This is a genomic window from Oceanobacillus sp. FSL K6-0118 (assembly GCF_038006665.1).
Taxonomy (GTDB): Bacteria; Bacillota; Bacilli; order Bacillales; family Amphibacillaceae; genus Oceanobacillus; species Oceanobacillus caeni.
In genome coordinates this window covers 1,375,801-1,393,038 of the sequence record NZ_JBBOVR010000001.1, presented here as the reverse complement: position 1 = coordinate 1,393,038, position 17,238 = coordinate 1,375,801, and the positions used below count along the sequence as shown (strand labels likewise).

The following is a 17,238-nucleotide window of genomic DNA, read 5'->3' as shown; positions in this document are numbered from 1 at the left end:
CTGGTTCAAATGAAAGGATTATTTAAAAAACAAAACAGACAACCGAAAGAAACAAAAGCTACAACGTTGAAAGTACGGGCAATAGGAACACGAAAAAAGTCAGTGACTATTTTATGGTTAGTCCTCATTGGGAGTCTTGCCTTTGGGATATATAAAAACTTTACGGCGATTGACCGACATACCGTTCACGAAAGAGAAATCATTGAAACAAAGATTGTAGATACAAATGCGATAGAAACCTTTACGAAAAACTTTGTGAAAGATTACTACACATGGCAAAATGAAAAAGATTCTATTGAACAACGAGCAAAAAAGATTAATGACTACTTGACAGAAGAACTACAAGCTTTAAATGTAGATACTGTAAGAAACGATATCCCGACTAGTTCGAGTGTGACTGGTATTGATATCTGGTCTGTGACACCAGAAAAAGATGATCATTATGTGGTTGTATATTCGGTAGACCAAAAAATTACAGAAGATAAAAATAGCCAAATGATACGTTCCAATTATCGAATTTTGTTGCATCAAGATAGTACTGGAAACTTAGTCATTACACAAAACCCTACCTTATGGAGTCCACCGAAAAAATCAGATTATGAGCCACCACAACCTGAAAGTAATGGAACGGTTGATTCTGATACTACACAGGAAGTAACAGAGTTTTTGGAGACTTTCTTTGCGTTCTATCCAACTGCGACGGATAAAGAACTTGCATATTATGTAAAAAATAATGCCTTACCTCCAATTGATAAGGATTATTTATTTTCCGAGTTAGTTAATCCCGTATTTCAGACAGTAGATGATCAAATAAAAGTATGGGCTACAGTTAAATATATTGATGAAACAACGAATGCCACACAGTTTTCGCAATATATACTTAAGTTAGAAAAAGATACGAACTGGATGATTGTAGCATCTAAATGATTAAAGAGAAAAAAGTTCTTTCTAGTTATAAAATTCTTTCTGTTGAAATATTATTTTACATTATTAAAAATCATCACTTGGCAAGAATTAAGCAAGTGATGATTTTTTTCTTTATTTTAATTAGCACCGGGTTTACCACCAAAGAATTGTCCCTCATTGAATAGATAGAATAACGAATAAATCACTTATTTTTATTTTTTATCTTTATATGTTCTTCTTCAATTTCCGTATACAATGCTGGATACTGTTTTCTAAAAGAATTTACTATTTTTGCGATTTTACTAAACGCATACTTTTCAACTTCATTGTAGGAAATCCAAATTTCTCTTTCTTGAATTTTTTCATACAGAGATGAAATAACTTCATCACGGTGAGTAGAAGGAAGTTTTCTTGTGGTACGCCTTTCTTTCATTTTACTGTGATAAAGTTTATTAAGTTCTATTGCAATCCAATTCTTTTGGCTTTGTTTCAATTGTGAGAAACGCTTATTGGATTGAAGTAGTTTTCCATTTACTTTAATATGATTTTTCATCTATCTACCTTCCTATTGTAGATTGGTATACTTCTGCTTTCTCCCCTCCTACATTTGTCTAAAATGGATGAACAACATTTTCTAATATTACTAGCAATAGGTTAATAGGGGTTTCATTTATTCTAGTTTATACACATGTTTTATAAAACCTTCTCATAATCATATTCGGGAGTTTGACACCCTAAAATAAAAAAAACGCGCAAAAGCCTTGGTACGGCTTTATTTTTTTGTCAAATTTTTCATAATTTTATTGCGTAACATTTCGTAATATACTATAATTAAGGTAACATTAGCTGCTTTGGGGGTAATTTTATGCGTATTAAAGTGAGTCGTTCTAAAAATTCCAAGTCTTATTTTGTAATTAAAGATATTTATCGGGGCAATAAAAGGACAACCAAAGTTGTTGAAGCCTTGGGAAATGACAAAGAAATTTTAGAAAAGCATCCTGGTGTGGATCCCTATACCTGGGCAAAAGAATACGCTAAAAAGTTAACACTGGAAGAAAAGGAACGAAACTATAAAATCGTCACCAAATACAGTCCTGCCAAGCAAATACCATTGAATAAACAGACGCTATTTAATGCTGGTTACCTCTTTTTACAATCTATTTACCATGGGTTAAAACTGGATAAAATTTGCCAGAAGATATCTCAGGAGTATGAATTCAAATATGATCTGAATGAAATACTTTCGCGCCTTCTTTATTTACGGATTCTACATCCGACCTCTAAAAAAGGAACGTTTGAACATTCGAAAGACTTACTTGAACCTGCACATTTTCAGTCACATCAAATTTATCGGGCACTTGGTGTCCTCGCCGAGCAATCAGATTACATAGAGGAAATGGTGTATAAAAACAGTCTAAATGTAGTGGATAGAAACACACAGATTCTATATTATGACTGCACAAACTTTTTCTTTGAAATCGAAGAAGAAGACGGTTTAAAACAATATGGAGTTTCTAAAGAAAATCGCCCCAACCCAATTGTTCAAATGGGACTGTTCATGGATGGGTCAGGCCTTCCACTTGCTTTTAGTATGACACCTGGAAATAGAAATGAACAAACAACCTTGAAACCGTTGGAACGTCGTATTTTAAAGGACTTTAACCTTTCAAAATTTGTTGTATGTACAGATGCCGGTCTATCTTCAAATAAGAATCGGATATATAATACTCGAGGAAAACGCGCCTTTGTAACTACGCAGTCTATCAAAAAACTGAAGAAATTTTTGAAGGAATGGTCTCTGGATCCTGAAGGGTGGCGAATACCAGGAAGTAATAAAAAGATAAATTTGAATGACATTCGCAATCTCGAAAATGACCAGAGAACGTACTACAAAGAGCGTTGGATCAAGGAAAATGATCTAGAACAAAAGTTAATTGTCACCTACTCCCCTGTTTATCAGCGTTATCAATCATCCATTCGAGCTAAACAAGTTGAACGAGCGAAGAAAAAGATGGAAAATCCAAGCTCGTTGAATAAACATAATCAGAATGACCCAAAGAGATTCATTAAAGCGACACATGTAACAGACAATGGTGAAATTGCGGATAAGACGCAAGCAACTCTGAATCAGAAACAGATTGATAACGAATCCATGTATGATGGATTTTATGCCGTATGTACCAATCTAGAATCAACTATTGAGGAAATAATTAAGATAAATCATGGGCGATGGGAGATTGAGGAGACATTCCGAATACTAAAAAGTGAATTCCAGGCTCGACCAGTTTACTTGCAAAGAGAAACCCGAATAAAGGCACATTTTCTAACATGCTTTTTGTCCTTATTGATCTATCGCATTCTAGAAAAAAAGTTGGATGAAAGATTTACATGTCCTGAATTAATTAGTACGTTAAGAAATATGAACATGCTAGAATTGGATGGAGAAGGATACATACCTGTATATACTCGAACAGAAATTACGGATGCATTACATGATGCATTTGGCTTTAGAACTGACTACGAAATAGTTACTCAAAAAAATATGAAAAAAATTTTTAAACAAACCAAAAGGGAAAAATAGTACGCAGTTTTATGCCTTAAAAAAATCGCCATAAACATTGATTTAGCAGTGTTTTTGGCGATTTTTAGTGTCAAACATGAGGGTTTCATTTATTCTAGTTTATACACATGTTTTATAAAACCTTCTCATAATCATATTCTCTGCTTATTTTACATTACTACAATTAATTTATCAAAAAGAGATGAGTAAATGGAGAAGGAAAAACAATTTTAAAGAGAACTATTGCGACTATTCTTGAACATAAATGTGGTACAATCACAGGAGTAATTTTTGTTTGAATATTTGTTAGGAGCCATATGAAGTGCCTATACCTTCATTCTTAGCATAACAAAGACCGCTCAAGGGCGGTCTTTTATTTGTGCTCATATAAAATATCATATATTGAATATTGAGAAGAGAAGAAGAGGCGAATAAATTGAATTACTCACCTCCGAAAGAGAAGTATGCATTTCTCTAACTATTATTATACATTGATAAATTTAAGATAAAACAAATAAATGTTACATTTTGGTGAATTTGCTATAATTCTAACAATTTATAACAAAATGTATTTTGAATAATTTGTAAAAAGTATCTACACTTAAGTAAGTGCCGTTATTAAATATAAGAAAACTTGTCGTAGGTTTACCACTATATATAATATAAGTAATCGGAAACACATTTATATTAAATTATGATAAGTTATTGGGATCCTCATAAACCAATGCTTTCAACTAACATTTGAATACATTATATTACGAAATAAATATACTTTAATCCGTTGACATATCAAGAGGTCAATGTAGTAGAGAAGTAAATTTAAATACTTTCTGACTATTTAATTTTAAAATATAAATAATTTCCGTTATATTTTTGGGATTTTAATTTTTTATCCTTTTCATTTATATTAGGTTTAGTCGCAATCTATGTGTAAAATAGTTCTCGAGGATTTGAAACTAAATTCTAGAAAAAAAAGAAAAGGCACTCTATCATTAATGTATGCTACCAGGCAAATACATTAGAAAGAGGCCTTTTCATGAATACAATTATATCAAAAATAAGTGATTTATTAAAGGGTACAAATAATTTAATTGACTTTGAGGAACAAGTTCAAATATGTTTATATGATCTTCTTACAACACTGATGGGTAACGTTTTTACACAGCTTAATCAAACAATTAAAAGAGAATTGCAAAGTAAGGGTTGGACAGTGGAACGAGAGGATGAAAAGACGATTCAGTTTATCTTTGGGGCGGTTCGTTTTACTCATACATTAATGCACGATGAGAATGGGAAGGCACATTATCCCTTTGATGAGTGGATTGGATTTAGAAAGTACCAACGACACAGTCCTTTGGTTGAAGTAAAAGTGGCAGAGTTGGCTAGTGAGAGTACGTATCGAGAAACGGCACGTATATTAAGGGAATGGACTGCCGTAAACCTAAGTCACACAACTGTGGGAAGTATAGTGAAACGTGTAGGAGAAGCACAAGCAAAAGCCGATGAGGAAATGTTAGTTGAATTAGAGGAGGCTGCCTATTTACCAAAAGGAGAAGAATTAGACTTTTTATTTGCCGAGGCAGATGGTGTATTTGTGCGTGGAACAAAGAAAAAGACAAGTCACGAAGTCCATCATGCGGTACTCCACGAAGGTTGGTGTAGAAATGGAAAGCGCATTTCACTAAAGAATCCACAGGTCATCATGACAACCAAACCAACGAATGATTTTTGGAAAGAAGTCCAAGCGTATACGGCTAATCATTATTCCTTAGAAAAGACTCAAGTGGTTACGAATAGTGATGGTGGCCAAGGCTATACTGCAGAACGTTTTCAAGAAGCTTTCTCACAGTCCGAATATCCAGTTTTAAATCAATTGGATTCCTTTCATATTTCCAAGGCGTTGAACCGAACTTTTGGAGCTAAAAAGAGCCAGTTTAAGGATGGTGTACAAAAGGCAATCAAAGAGCACAATCTTGATGATTTTACACGTTGGATGGATACATTTGAGAGTACTTTAGAAACGGATAAACAACTGGAAAAAGCAGAGGTTTTTCGTAAATATATTGGCGGTAATTGGGATCGGATTTTTGATTGGAGAAAGAAAGTTGAGAATCCACCTAAAGACGCAAGAGGCATGGGCGCAATGGAATCCAACCAACGCCATATTTCATTCCGAATGAAAAAGCGTGGAATGCATTGGAGTTCAGAAGGTAGTGAAGCAATGGTGAAAATTAAGCAAGGGATTCTAAATAAAACATTACGATCTGTATATCTGAAGGATCAAAAACGAAGTGTTAGAAAGCAGCGTGACGTGAAAAAGACGGTTCGTATGACAGAATTCCTACGCCAGGTGACACAACCATCAATAGGAGTAAAACAAGGCAAAATAAGCCTAAATACAGCTCATTCATCAGCTATTGGACAGTTAATAAAAAGTTTTAGTTAACTCCCTGATTTTTAGGTAAGGTTCTTGGTTTTTAGAACGTTACCTAAAAATTGGGGACAGCAAGCGACGGAGGTCGCGCGGTAGCCGAAAAAGTGTACAAAAATAGAGTGCCGAAGATATTGGTGTGAAAGACACACCGAGAAAAACTTGACACATACAGTCGCAATATTTTATTTGTAAATTTCTTTTACTTCTTTTATTATTTCTTCTACATGAGATTCATCCGTATAATTATATTCGTTTATGACATAACCTTGATCATCTACTAAGTAAAAATTCGTTCCATGGATGACCTGATTAGAAGTATCAGGTTTTTGAACAATCGTTTGAAATTGTTCTCTTGCAAATTCTTCAATTGTATCTTGAGAGTACCCTGTCAATATATGCCAATTTGTTTCATGATTCGTGAATTTCTGTATATATTCTCTTAATACATCTGGTGTATCAAGATTAGGGTCTACGGTGAATGAGACAAACTCTACGTTTAAGTCATTTTCTGCCATTTCTTTTTGTAGGGATGCCATTTCAAACATCATAGGAGGGCAAACTGTTTCACAATTCGTAAAAATAAAGCTGGCTACCCAAACGGTTCCATTTAAATCGTCTGTTCCAAATGGTTTCTCATTTTGATCTATAAATGAAAATGGATCAATTTTATTCCCAGTAGGTTGATTCGCACTACAAGCTGATAAAATTAATAGACAGACAAGAGAATAGATGATATATCGAATCTTCATGACTATATTTCCACTCCTTCTATGTCTAGATAAGGCAATTGTATTGTAACAGTTGTCCCCGTTGATTGAGTACTTGAAATAGTAAATTTCCCTTCATGTAATCGAATAATTTCCTTTACTATAGATAATCCTAATCCTGTTCCTCCAGTTGTACGATTTCTAGCTTTATCCGTTCTGAAAAAACGCTCTCCGATTCGCTCAATATCTTCTTTTGGAATTCCTACTCCATCGTTGTTAATTTGAAATTGTACTGCCCTGTTTACTTTCTTTAATTTAATCGAAATGATACCCATTGGTAACGAATATTTAATAGCATTATCGATGATGTTATAGAACACTTGGTGAATTCGTTGTGAATCACCTAATACAATAAGATCCTCTTCAATACTAAGTTTTATGTGTAATTTTTTTTCTTTTAGGAGAATCTCGAACAAATCAATTGTATCTAATAATACTTGTGCGACTGCAATTGGTTGCATGTTTGTTGAATAGGAGTTTTCCTGCAAATAGTTCAAATCAACGAGATCATTAATCAATTTACTTAACCGTTCCGTTTCTTTTTGTATCGTTGTTAAATAATTATTCGCTTCTTCAGGCGAAGTATATATTTTTTGTTTCAAAGCCTCGGTATAACCACCAATATACGTAAGAGGAGTACGCAGTTCATGTACAATGTTTGAGGTGAACTCTCTTTTACGTTCTTCCATTTGTCCTAATGATAAACACATTTGGTTGAAGGCTTTAATTAATTGACCAATTTCATCTTGGCGATCTGTTTGTATGATATTAGAATAGTTCCCTATTGAAACTTGATCTGATAGTCGTTGTAACTCTTGGAGAGGTTTGAACATGGATTTCCAGATAAGAGTAATTATCAAAAAGAAGATGCAAAAAAACAATGAGCCAACGACAAGTAATATAGGAATACTATCACTAAATACATCTTGAATAGCTTCAAGTGGAACATAGATATATATAAACCCAATGAGTCCTTGATTGCCTTTAATCGGAAAAATTGCTCCTAATATCTCTCGATTTAGTTCTTCGACAAATCCTTCTTTTTTTACATATTTTCCTTGCTCTAATTCAGACTGATCGTGTGAATTAATAAGATTTTCATAATTTACTTTATAAGGAAAGTATGAAGACAAATCATCCAAATCATCAACAACGATGATTTCATATTCGGAAACAACATTATACCATTGGATTTTTTCAATAATTTCATCACTTAATTCTCCATAATGATAATGTGAAGCTGTGCGTTTCCCTTGGTGAACGATGGAGTCCTCAATACTTGAAACATATAATTTAGAATATAAGTAATGAATAAATAAAAAAGAAAATAGAACAGAAAAACTAATACTAAAAATGATGATGAGTAATATTTTTTTATTAAATGTTAGATTTTTCATTTTACACCTCAAATTTATAACCAATCCCCCAAACAGTTTCAATCAAATTTCCATGGTCTCCCATTTTTAATCGTAATGTCTTAATATGAGTGTCCACTGTTCTACGGCTACTTTTGTGGTCATCACCCCAGACGAGATGTAATAATTGTTCTCTAGAGTATACGCGACCACTATTTTCCGCAAGAATATTTAGTAATCCAAATTCTTTTCGTGTTAATGAGAGTAACGTATCATTTATTCTTACTTGATAAGATTCATAATCAATTAAAAGTGGACCTACTATTAAAACATCAGATTCATTTTTTTTACCATATGTTCGTCTTAGAACGGATTCAATTCTAGCAAGAAGTTCTCCAGGGAGAAAAGGTTTTACTATATAATCATCTCCTCCTAACTTTAGACCATGGACTTTATCCCATTCTTCCCCTTTTGCTGATAAAAAAATAAGAGGTAAGGATGATAGGCGCTTGACTTCTTGAGCAAATGTGAAGCCGTCCATAAAGGGCATCATGACGTCAACTAGCAATAAATCTGGTTTAGTTTTGTCTATTAAAGAGAGTGCATGAGAACCATTTGTTGCTTCAACAACCGTATACCCATCTTTCTCTAAAAACGTTCGTATCATTTTCCTCATTTGTTCCTCATCATCTATTACCATAATGATTTTTTGATTCATACCATTACCTCATTTCAACAATGAATATGTATTTTAATTATAGAAGAAAAATGTGAATTATGTGTGAAATAAGATGTTTGTCCATAAAAACTCAATACTTAATTGGCTTCATACAGAGAATTTTATTAAAATCTTTAAACTAGATTAGAACACGATACTTGTAACTGTATTTTCGAAATAACCTCACAATGAATTCATACATATAGTGTACTATTTTTCTATAGTAACAACAGATTAACGATTGTAACTGCATTGAAAGGAGGATAAAAATTAATCTATTTTTATATAAAATAAAGTATTGCTGTTTTAAGAGTTTAAATGAAAAAACACATACTAGGAGGTAATGGAAATGAATTTTCCAGTTGTGGAGTTTCCATGGTTGGGTAACGGTACAGTCATCGCAATCATCGCAATTGTACACGTAATTGTTAGTCACGGTGTGGCTATTGGAGCAACAGCTTTAATGGTTTCAATGGAGTACGTAGGGATTAAAAATAAAAATGATGGGCTAATTAATTTAGCTAGAAAATTTAGTAAGTGGATTTTAATTATAACAACAACAGTTGGGGCAATTACAGGTGTTGGAATATGGGTTAGTACAACGATTATTCAACCAGATTCTATCGGCTCATTACTGCGTATATTCTTTATACCATGGTTTGTAGAATGGCTTGTTTTTGTTGGAGAAGTAATACTACTATTAATTTATTTTTATACTTGGGATAAATGGACAGGTGTAAAACAATATATTCATAATCGAATTGGAATTGTATTGGTCATTTTCGGATGGTTAACGGCAATGATTATTACAGGTATACTTACAGCTAAGTTAACTCCTGGATGGTCAGAAGATATATCCTTTTGGTATGCTTTTATTAGCCCACCATATCTTCCATCTCTAGCCTTTCGAACTTTTCTTGCATTGGTCTTAGCAGTTTCATTAGTATCCATATTTGTCAGACTATTTATTAAACCAGAAAAGTTAAAACAAGATGCATTTTTATTATTTGGAAAAATATACAATATTTGTTTACCTTTACTATTAATATCAGGTCTATGGTATTTAATCACAATTCCTGATGAAGCATACAATCAAGTTCTCTGGTCAACAGGAATGTCAAAAGAAGTTTTTATGTTTATTAATTATTCAGGATTATTTGCTTTTGTTATATTTGGTATCTGGATAATTGGGAGACCAGACAAAGTATCTATCATCTTAGCTATAACGATATTCTTTTCATCCATGGGTTTTATAGCAGAATTTGAAATGGTTCGTGAATCAGTTCGTAAACCTTATATTATCTATGATTATATGTATGCAAATGGCGTTATAGAAAAAGATGCAGAAAAATACAATAAAGAAGGTTACTTAAAGAACTCTACTTTTGCAGCTGTCAACGAAGTGACAGAAGAAAATATATATGAGGCGGGAGAAGAAATTTATAAAGGGCAATGCCTATCCTGTCATACCATTGATGGTTGGCGTGAAAAACGTGCGTTCTCTAATCGTTTAAATGGTTGGACGGAAGAAAACATTGCCCAATATATTGAAACTTTACATGAAACAAGACCTTTTATGCCTCCGTTTGTAGGAACTGATGAAGAACGAGAAGCTTTAGCACATTACCTACAAAAGGTATCGAATGAAGGTAAGAAAGAAAAGCAAGAAACAACATCAGGGGAGGAATCATGATGGTTTTACAATCAATAGTGCCTAAGGATTTGGATCTTGTTATCCCAGGAAGTATAGGTTTTTTTGAAATATTAATTGTCGTTAGTTTTTTGCTTCACATACTATTTGTAAATATAACAGTTGGTTCATCAGCAATGGCAGTATTTCAAGAAATAAAAGGAATCCGCTCTGGGAGAAAAGAAGATGATCTTCTAGCGTCTCAATTAGCACATCACACTTCTGTATTAAAAAGTATTGCTGTCGTCTTGGGAATCGCTCCTTTATTGTTAATTAGTGTTATTTATACGCAATATTTTTATCCAGCGATGATTCTGATAGGAAAGTCGTGGTTATCGTTACTGATTATTCTAATTGTTGCCTTTTTAATGTTATACGCATATAAATTTACTTGGGATAAGATGCAACATATTCGAAAAAAACGTATTCACGTATTATTTGGTACAATGGGAAGTTTGCTACTTCTATTTGTTCCACTTATTTTTATTGTCACCGTTGTTTCAATGCTATATCCTGATATGTGGGAAGGATCAAAAGGTTTTTTCCATAGTTTAATTTATTATCCTCAAATTTGGCAACGCTACTTTCACTTTATATTAGCAAGCTTTGCAATTGCAGGATTTTATCTGTATTTTTGGAATAATCGTTTACAAAAGGCTGGCTCAAAAGACAAAACTGATGAAGCAATGAAAAAGCAAGGGAAAAGATTAGGTCTACAAGTAATGATTGGTACGACTGCTTTACAATTTTTTACAGGATTTTGGTTATTAATGAATTTTGAACCTGAAATTCGCTTGCTTTATATGGGAGAAGATTTGCTACTAACAGGACTTTTGATGGCATCTATTTTATTTACCATGTTATTATTATTTTTTCTCTACTTGCTTATGAAACATGATCAACGAAAGTATTTTATGATGTCTCTTGCTACTTTTGTTTTTGTATTGGGGTTAATGGGATGGATGCGGCATGAGTTAAGAGAAACATATGTAAAACCGTATAAAGACGAAGTTCCGCAAACAACTCAAGTGAAAAAAGAAACAATAGAATAAGAACTAATTGAATAAAGAGAAGTGACAAATTCACTTCTCTTTATTTACCACACATAATGTTCAATAAACTTTTAAGCCCAACACATTGTTAGCGAATTTTAATGTAGATTAGTACCGCATCATGTCTCCTTTTAATGATAGGCCTCTTCAAAAATAGGCCAATTCATTTTTCTGTTTACCATCCTCATGTTTTATTTTCTTCTTTTTATTCAAAAAACTAATTAAATATCATTAAAGTTTTGTTGTAAGGAAAAGTTCGAAATAACCTCACAATAACTTCACACACATAATGTATTATTTTACTAATGAGTTTTATGGAGGTGAAAAGTTATTATTAATTGAACAAAGAAGGTACTTGTAATTGTAAGAGAATCAAATGGCAACACTTCCTTTAGACTTAAAAAATGCCCAGACTTAATATTGTTTGGAGAGAATTGAGACTTATAGGCATAAAGAGGCGGTGTTAAGTATTCAAAAAAAATTTATTAAAGTTGCCTTGGCATTAGGTTTTCTGTTTATCCTATTTTTCCCTATTTATGCAAATGCACAAGAGCAATCTATTCAACATCAGATTCGAGAATCACAATCGGGTGAGACTGTTAAACTACGCAAAGGTGAATATAAGGAAAGTATTGTTATAGACAAACCCATTCATCTTGTAGGTGACGAAAATGTAACTTTGATTCAAAAAGGTTCCAATCCTACCATTACAATCAATTCAAATAATGTGAAAATTGAGAACTTTAATATTAAACATCTGGATACTGGTAGTAAGTCACCAGCCATTTTCATAAATGGCGACAATAATTACTTGAAAAATATTCAAATTGATACAAACAGCTATGGAATCCAATTAGATGAGGCGAATTATAACATATTATCGTATTTAAACATTTCTGGAGATGAAAATGAATTAATAAAAAACCGACAACATGGTATCGATTTATGGAAATCGCATTACAATATCATCCATGACACAACTATAGATCATGTACAAGACGGTATTTATATAGAAAGAAGTAATGAAATTAAAGTATATAATAATACCGTTTATCAATCTCGTTATGGTTATCATCTTATGTTTACAAATAACACCATTCTTGAAGAAAACGAATCTTATGAAAATATTAGCGGCATGATGATCATGGGTACTGACGGAACTATAGTGAAGCATAATATCTTAAAATACAATCAGGAAAATGTTCAATCACTGGGTCTACTTTTATTTGATACGGTTAATTCCACCATTACAGAAAATAACATAGTGAATAACCGTATAGGAGTTTTTATTGAAGATGCAAGTAACAATAAGTTGGCCTTAAATAATGTACAGGGAAATTATATAGGTATCCAATTTAAAGGTGCGGAAAATAACAATATTTTTAATAATTCATTCGTTGCCAATGTAGTTCAAGGTCAAGCGAAAGAGAGTTCTCATAATAATACCAATCAAAACTATTGGGGAGACCACTTTGGACTAGATATTACTGGAGATAAGATTAGTAACTTAACATATAAAGTTGATCCATTTTTTTTGAACATAACGAATGAATATCCGCCATTTCAATTGTTATTTCAATCACCAGGGATGGTTTTTCTGGAACAACTTATTCATACACCTGTTGAACAGCAACTTATTGATCAATCTCCATTAATGGAAAATCCGTTAATAAGTTCAAACAATCAATCTATCAATCAAGTTCCTATTTTATTATTTTGTATTTCTTTATTAATTGTTAGCATACTTATTATTTATTTGGGGGTAAAAAGCAATGAAAAAATTTAGTTTTTTATTTATGGTTTTAGCGGTAGTTACATTAATTTTAGCTGCATGTGGTGAAGGCAATAATGATAAGAAAGAAGATGCCAATTCAGAAAATGCAGAACTCAACGAAACAACTGAATTAAAGTATAAGCCTGAAGATATTAATCCTGACACGGATGTTTGTGAAATTTGTGCTATGGCTGTTGCTGATGATCAGCATGCGACTCAAATCGTATTAAAAAGTGAACGTTCACTAAAGTTTGATGATTTAGGTTGCTTATATGCATGGATAACAGAAAACGGTGAAGACGAAATTGGGGCAAAATTTGTTCGTGATTTTAATACAGAAGAATGGGTTTTAATGGAAGATGCAACTTACGTTTTTGATGAAGAAATTAATACGCCGATGGCTTATGGAATTATTTCATTTAAAGATCGTGCAGACGCCGAAAGTTATATTGAAGAAAATGGATTTGGTGAAATATTAACGGCTGATGATTTAAAAGATCATAAGTGGGAGATGATGAACCATGATCATGACCACGGTCATGACGGACATGATGGTCATGATGATCATGCACATGGATTTCACGCAGAAGGATTTGATATGCACTTTACAGAACTTGAAAATGCAACGGTAGGAGAAGAAACTAAATTAGAGGTTAATATTACACTTGATGAAGCTGGTTTAGAAGGTGCTAAAGTTCGTTATGAAATTTGGAAGGAAGATAATAAAGATAATACGGACTGGGTAGACGCAAGTGAAGTTAATACAGGGAACTATGTTGCAGATTATTCCTTTAAAGAAGCCGGTACATACCATGTTCAAGTTCATGTAGAAGATGATCATGATTTACACGAGCACATGGAATATGAAGTCATTGTGAAGGAATGATATGAAGTTGCGTATCCTAACAGTAGCAAAAAGAGAAATAAAATTAGGGTTTAGAAACTCTTGGACCTATTCTTTTATGATTCTATTGTCCATTTTCACTGTTGCTATACTACTGTTACAATCAGGTGTCGCAACTACACAAGGGTATACTGATATGACTGGTACGGTAATAAATATGACTCTATATTTATTACCGTTAATTACCCTTCTATTAGGTGGATTTTCAGTAGCAGTTGAAAAGGAAGATGGGCAATGGGGATTACTTTCTACCTATCCAATCTCTGTGTATACTTTTTTATGGGGAAAATGGATTGGGCTGGCCGTTATTCTTTTAACAATGCTCTTTTTTAGCTTTGGGCTTGCTGGTGTTATTACTATCGTATTTGGACAGGAATTAAGTATTAATACTTTAGTTTTCTTTTGGCTCTTTTCTACTGTGTTGGCATTAGTCTATTTAAGTATTGCTTTATTCATAGGTTCTATTGCGATGAATCGTTGGCAATCACTTATTGGAGGAATCGCAGTATGGTTTTTAACAATTATTATATGGCCGTTGTTAATGATTAGCACACTTAGCCACTTACCATCGTATAAATTAGTAAAACCTACTTTACAAGTACTAACTCTTTTAAATCCCGCTGAATTTATTCGTGTTGTTTCTATTATGAGATTTGGAGCGGGGGCGGCGTTCGGAGCTGACTATTATAAATGGATTACATGGGCAACTAGTAGCTACGGCATACTTATTTTTTTCGGTGTTTTTTTGAGTTGGATATTCGTATCAATATTCGTTGGCGGATTTATTTGGAATCGGGGCGACAAAAATGAAGCAGATTAACATGGCAGTAGAGTTTCATAATCTATCGAAAAATGTAAAAAAGAAGCACTTATTGATGCCTTTAAATTATCAACTTTCTAAAGGGAGGATACTTGCTTTATGTGGTGGCAACGGGGCAGGTAAAAGTACACTAATTCGATTGATTACAGGGTTAATAAAGCCCACAACAGGATATGTGACAATCAATGGATTAAATAAAAAAAAACATAAAACGCAATTCTTAGAGCAATTTGGTTATATGCCAGATGATTTTCAATTTCAAAAGTCGATGACTACAAAAGAAACGATGGATTTTTATGCACAAATTAAAAATATTAGTAAAACTAGGTATTTAGAAACATTAAAGGAAGTGGGCTTGCTAGATAAACTAAATGAGAAGGTTGGTAACTTTTCAAAAGGAATGAATCAACGTCTTTTGTTAGCTCAAGCACTCTTGGCAAAGCCAAATACGCTTATTTTGGATGAGCCAACGAACGGTTTAGATCCATATTGGGTGAAACAATTTTGTAACCTTATGCTACATGCTAAAAAGAATGGGCAAACGATTATTTTTTCAACGCATGACCTTCATATTGCAGAACAAATTGCTGATGAAGTTTTGTTTCTTAGTGACGGTGAGGTCATTAGTAAGGGGCCTATTAATCAATATCGTGATTCCGGTTTATATGAAACATTTCAACAGCTTTATTTTAATGCTATTTCAGAAGATAAAACATGTCTACATGAACAATAGCCAGAGATGTTATATAAAAATAAAAGGGATGGAATCTAATTTGAAAAATACCTATAATCCTTTACAAAGATTACATCTTTACGCTGCGTTGTTTATCACCCCGTTATTACTTACACTGACTCTATCAGGTATCGGATATCTTTTTTTCACGGATGTAGAAAATAAGATATATCAACAAGAGTTTTTTGGTAAAAGTGAAGAAACTGAACAACAGACACTTAAACAAGCAGTTAAAGAGATTGAAGAAACATATAAAGGCTACAGTATAAACAAGATTAGTATTATGGAAGAGCCTTATAATGATAGAATAACGGTCAATGATGAAGATGGAAATCAACTATACGTTTTCTTAGATGAAAATAACCAAATAGTTACTAGTCAAATTGCAAAATATACTTATTCGAATGTAATGAGAAACATACATAGTTCACTGTTTACGGAAAACACAATTATTAATTACTTAGTAGAGTTAACTGCATGTTGGACTATTTTCATGATTGTGTCTGGAACTTATATGTTAGTTAAAAAGAAACTCATTACGAATAAAAATAAGAAATTAAGATTTCAAAAATGGCATGCTCTCTTAGGATTGATTGTAGCCATACCTTTGGTTGTTATTGTATTAACTGGTATTCCATGGTCAGCATTCATGGGAAGTCATATTAGTAAGTTGGGAGAAGATTATCCAAATTTAGGACATACGGAATTACGTTATAATCCACCTAATTCAGATGTTAATGAGATTCCTTGGGCAACTAGAAGTAAAAAAGAACCAATGTCTGAGAATGGTGAACATAAAGGACACGCTGATCGTCACGGTGCATCAAGTTCAGTTACTGATTTACCCAATCAAATGACTGTTGATGAAATTGGTAATATTGCCCAAAAAGAGGGTGTTTCTAAGCCTTTTTCTATAGTATACCCGTCAGATGATAAAGGCGTTTTTACCATTTCTAAAGGTAGTAATACAGGTGTCACTGGGCTAGATGTTTCTCCATATGAAGAAACAACTATTTATTATGATCAATATAGTGGTAAAAAGCTTGGCAAAGTAGATTATGAAGAATATGGTCTTATTGGTAAGTGGTTTACTTGGGGTATCCCATTACATGAAGGACATTTATTTGGTTTGCCAAATAAAATAATGAACCTACTTGCCTGTATTGCTTTTCTGGGTACTATCATAATTGGTTTTATATCTTGGATTAAACGTACTAAAAGCTTCACAAAAATACTTCCAAAAAGAATTAATAAACCACTTTCACTGTCTGTTATATTGATGTTAGTAATACTGGGTATTTTAATGCCATTGTTTGGACTATCTATTATTCTTGTGTTAATTATTGAATATATTTTGTATTTCAAGAAGAAAAAAGCGGTGTCTTAAGACATCACTTAACTTGTATAGAAAGTGATTATTTTTTCTTCACAGTACCATTTTATATGAGTCTAAAAAAAACAAAAACGTTCAATCGTTGAAAAACTTTACAACATCTTGCGATTTATACATGAAGATTACTTAATC

Annotated in this window: 14 protein-coding genes; 10 read left to right on the top strand and 4 right to left on the bottom strand. The window is 32.8% G+C overall.

What is annotated here, in order from left to right; all coding sequences use genetic code 11:
- Nucleotides 1-9: 9 nt before the first annotated feature.
- Nucleotides 10-927, top strand: coding sequence for a conjugal transfer protein (locus MHI02_RS07225; protein WP_047185288.1), 918 nt, complete (start codon nucleotides 10-12; stop codon nucleotides 925-927).
- A 181-nt stretch (nucleotides 928-1,108) separates the two neighbouring features.
- Here MHI02_RS07225 and MHI02_RS07220 read toward each other — a convergent pair whose 3' ends face one another.
- On the bottom strand, nucleotides 1,109-1,459 hold the full coding sequence (locus MHI02_RS07220; protein ID WP_341165794.1) for a transposase: 351 nt from the start codon (nucleotides 1,457-1,459) through the stop codon (nucleotides 1,109-1,111).
- 312 nt (nucleotides 1,460-1,771) lie between these two features.
- Here MHI02_RS07220 and MHI02_RS07215 point away from each other — a divergent pair, with 312 nt between their 5' ends.
- Both MHI02_RS07215 and MHI02_RS07210 read left to right on the top strand, forming a co-directional pair.
- Nucleotides 1,772-3,487 (top strand): IS1634 family transposase, encoded by a 1,716-nt coding sequence (locus MHI02_RS07215; protein WP_047184088.1) that lies wholly within the window; start codon nucleotides 1,772-1,774, stop codon nucleotides 3,485-3,487.
- Between the two features lie 1,015 nt (nucleotides 3,488-4,502).
- Nucleotides 4,503-5,912, top strand: coding sequence for an ISLre2 family transposase (locus MHI02_RS07210; RefSeq protein WP_341165774.1), 1,410 nt, complete (start codon nucleotides 4,503-4,505; stop codon nucleotides 5,910-5,912).
- A 170-nt stretch (nucleotides 5,913-6,082) separates the two neighbouring features.
- On the opposite strand, the gene MHI02_RS07205 is transcribed toward MHI02_RS07210, so the two are convergent.
- Genes MHI02_RS07205 through MHI02_RS07195 form a run of 3 tightly spaced genes read right to left on the bottom strand, consistent with a single transcriptional unit; the run spans nucleotide 6,083 to nucleotide 8,740 of the window.
- Nucleotides 6,083-6,649, bottom strand: a complete 567-nt coding sequence (locus MHI02_RS07205) for an SCO family protein (protein WP_047185287.1) — start codon at nucleotides 6,647-6,649, stop codon at nucleotides 6,083-6,085.
- A gap of 2 nt (nucleotides 6,650-6,651) precedes the next feature.
- Entirely contained in the window at nucleotides 6,652-8,064 is a 1,413-nt protein-coding gene (locus MHI02_RS07200) for a sensor histidine kinase (RefSeq protein ID WP_341165793.1), read from the bottom strand.
- A 1-nt stretch (nucleotide 8,065) separates the two neighbouring features.
- Nucleotides 8,066-8,740 carry a response regulator transcription factor gene (locus tag MHI02_RS07195; RefSeq protein ID WP_341165792.1) on the bottom strand — a complete coding sequence of 225 codons (675 nt, stop codon included), beginning with the start codon at nucleotides 8,738-8,740 and terminating at the stop codon, nucleotides 8,066-8,068.
- A gap of 349 nt (nucleotides 8,741-9,089) precedes the next feature.
- Here MHI02_RS07195 and MHI02_RS07190 point away from each other — a divergent pair, with 349 nt between their 5' ends.
- From MHI02_RS07190 to MHI02_RS07160, 7 genes are all read left to right on the top strand, one after another.
- Nucleotides 9,090-10,433: a c-type cytochrome gene (locus MHI02_RS07190; protein WP_341165791.1), complete on the top strand. Its 1,344-nt coding sequence runs from the start codon at nucleotides 9,090-9,092 to the stop codon at nucleotides 10,431-10,433.
- A complete protein-coding gene (locus tag MHI02_RS07185) occupies nucleotides 10,433-11,482 on the top strand; it encodes a cytochrome c class I (protein ID WP_341165790.1) in 1,050 nt (349 codons plus the stop codon). Before MHI02_RS07190 ends, MHI02_RS07185 begins: the two co-directional genes overlap by 1 nt.
- A gap of 460 nt (nucleotides 11,483-11,942) precedes the next feature.
- A complete protein-coding gene (locus MHI02_RS07180) occupies nucleotides 11,943-13,268 on the top strand; it encodes a right-handed parallel beta-helix repeat-containing protein (RefSeq protein WP_047185282.1) in 1,326 nt (441 codons plus the stop codon).
- Nucleotides 13,255-14,142 (top strand): nitrous oxide reductase accessory protein NosL, encoded by an 888-nt coding sequence (locus MHI02_RS07175; RefSeq protein WP_341165789.1) that lies wholly within the window; start codon nucleotides 13,255-13,257, stop codon nucleotides 14,140-14,142. The genes MHI02_RS07180 and MHI02_RS07175 overlap by 14 nt, the downstream gene beginning before the upstream one ends.
- Before the next feature lies 1 nt (nucleotide 14,143).
- Nucleotides 14,144-14,980, top strand: coding sequence for an ABC transporter permease (locus MHI02_RS07170; RefSeq protein WP_052771718.1), 837 nt, complete (start codon nucleotides 14,144-14,146; stop codon nucleotides 14,978-14,980).
- Nucleotides 14,967-15,713: an ABC transporter ATP-binding protein gene (locus tag MHI02_RS07165; RefSeq protein WP_052771717.1), complete on the top strand. Its 747-nt coding sequence runs from the start codon at nucleotides 14,967-14,969 to the stop codon at nucleotides 15,711-15,713. The genes MHI02_RS07170 and MHI02_RS07165 overlap by 14 nt, the downstream gene beginning before the upstream one ends.
- Nucleotides 15,714-15,753: 40 nt before the next feature.
- The gene (locus MHI02_RS07160) at nucleotides 15,754-17,100 is read left to right on the top strand and encodes a PepSY-associated TM helix domain-containing protein (RefSeq protein WP_047185281.1); all 1,347 of its coding nucleotides are present in this window, start codon (nucleotides 15,754-15,756) and stop codon (nucleotides 17,098-17,100) included.
- Nucleotides 17,101-17,238: the final 138 nt, after the last annotated feature.

What these genes read in the sequence shown, in the direction of transcription:
- MHI02_RS07210 (WP_341165774.1), top strand. Translation starts at nt 4,503, where the DNA reads ATGAATACAATTATATCAAAAATAAGTGATTTATTAAAGGGTACAAAT.
- MHI02_RS07195 (WP_341165792.1), bottom strand. Translation starts at nt 8,740, where the DNA reads ATGAATCAAAAAATCATTATGGTAATAGATGATGAGGAACAAATGAGG.
- MHI02_RS07200 (WP_341165793.1), bottom strand. Translation starts at nt 8,064, where the DNA reads ATGAAAAATCTAACATTTAATAAAAAAATATTACTCATCATCATTTTT.
- MHI02_RS07205 (WP_047185287.1), bottom strand. Translation starts at nt 6,649, where the DNA reads ATGAAGATTCGATATATCATCTATTCTCTTGTCTGTCTATTAATTTTA.
- MHI02_RS07190 (WP_341165791.1), top strand. Translation starts at nt 9,090, where the DNA reads ATGAATTTTCCAGTTGTGGAGTTTCCATGGTTGGGTAACGGTACAGTC.
- MHI02_RS07170 (WP_052771718.1), top strand. Translation starts at nt 14,144, where the DNA reads ATGAAGTTGCGTATCCTAACAGTAGCAAAAAGAGAAATAAAATTAGGG.
- MHI02_RS07215 (WP_047184088.1), top strand. Translation starts at nt 1,772, where the DNA reads ATGCGTATTAAAGTGAGTCGTTCTAAAAATTCCAAGTCTTATTTTGTA.
- MHI02_RS07225 (WP_047185288.1), top strand. Translation starts at nt 10, where the DNA reads ATGAAAGGATTATTTAAAAAACAAAACAGACAACCGAAAGAAACAAAA.
- MHI02_RS07185 (WP_341165790.1), top strand. Translation starts at nt 10,433, where the DNA reads ATGGTTTTACAATCAATAGTGCCTAAGGATTTGGATCTTGTTATCCCA.
- MHI02_RS07175 (WP_341165789.1), top strand. Translation starts at nt 13,255, where the DNA reads ATGAAAAAATTTAGTTTTTTATTTATGGTTTTAGCGGTAGTTACATTA.
- MHI02_RS07165 (WP_052771717.1), top strand. Translation starts at nt 14,967, where the DNA reads ATGAAGCAGATTAACATGGCAGTAGAGTTTCATAATCTATCGAAAAAT.
- MHI02_RS07220 (WP_341165794.1), bottom strand. Translation starts at nt 1,459, where the DNA reads ATGAAAAATCATATTAAAGTAAATGGAAAACTACTTCAATCCAATAAG.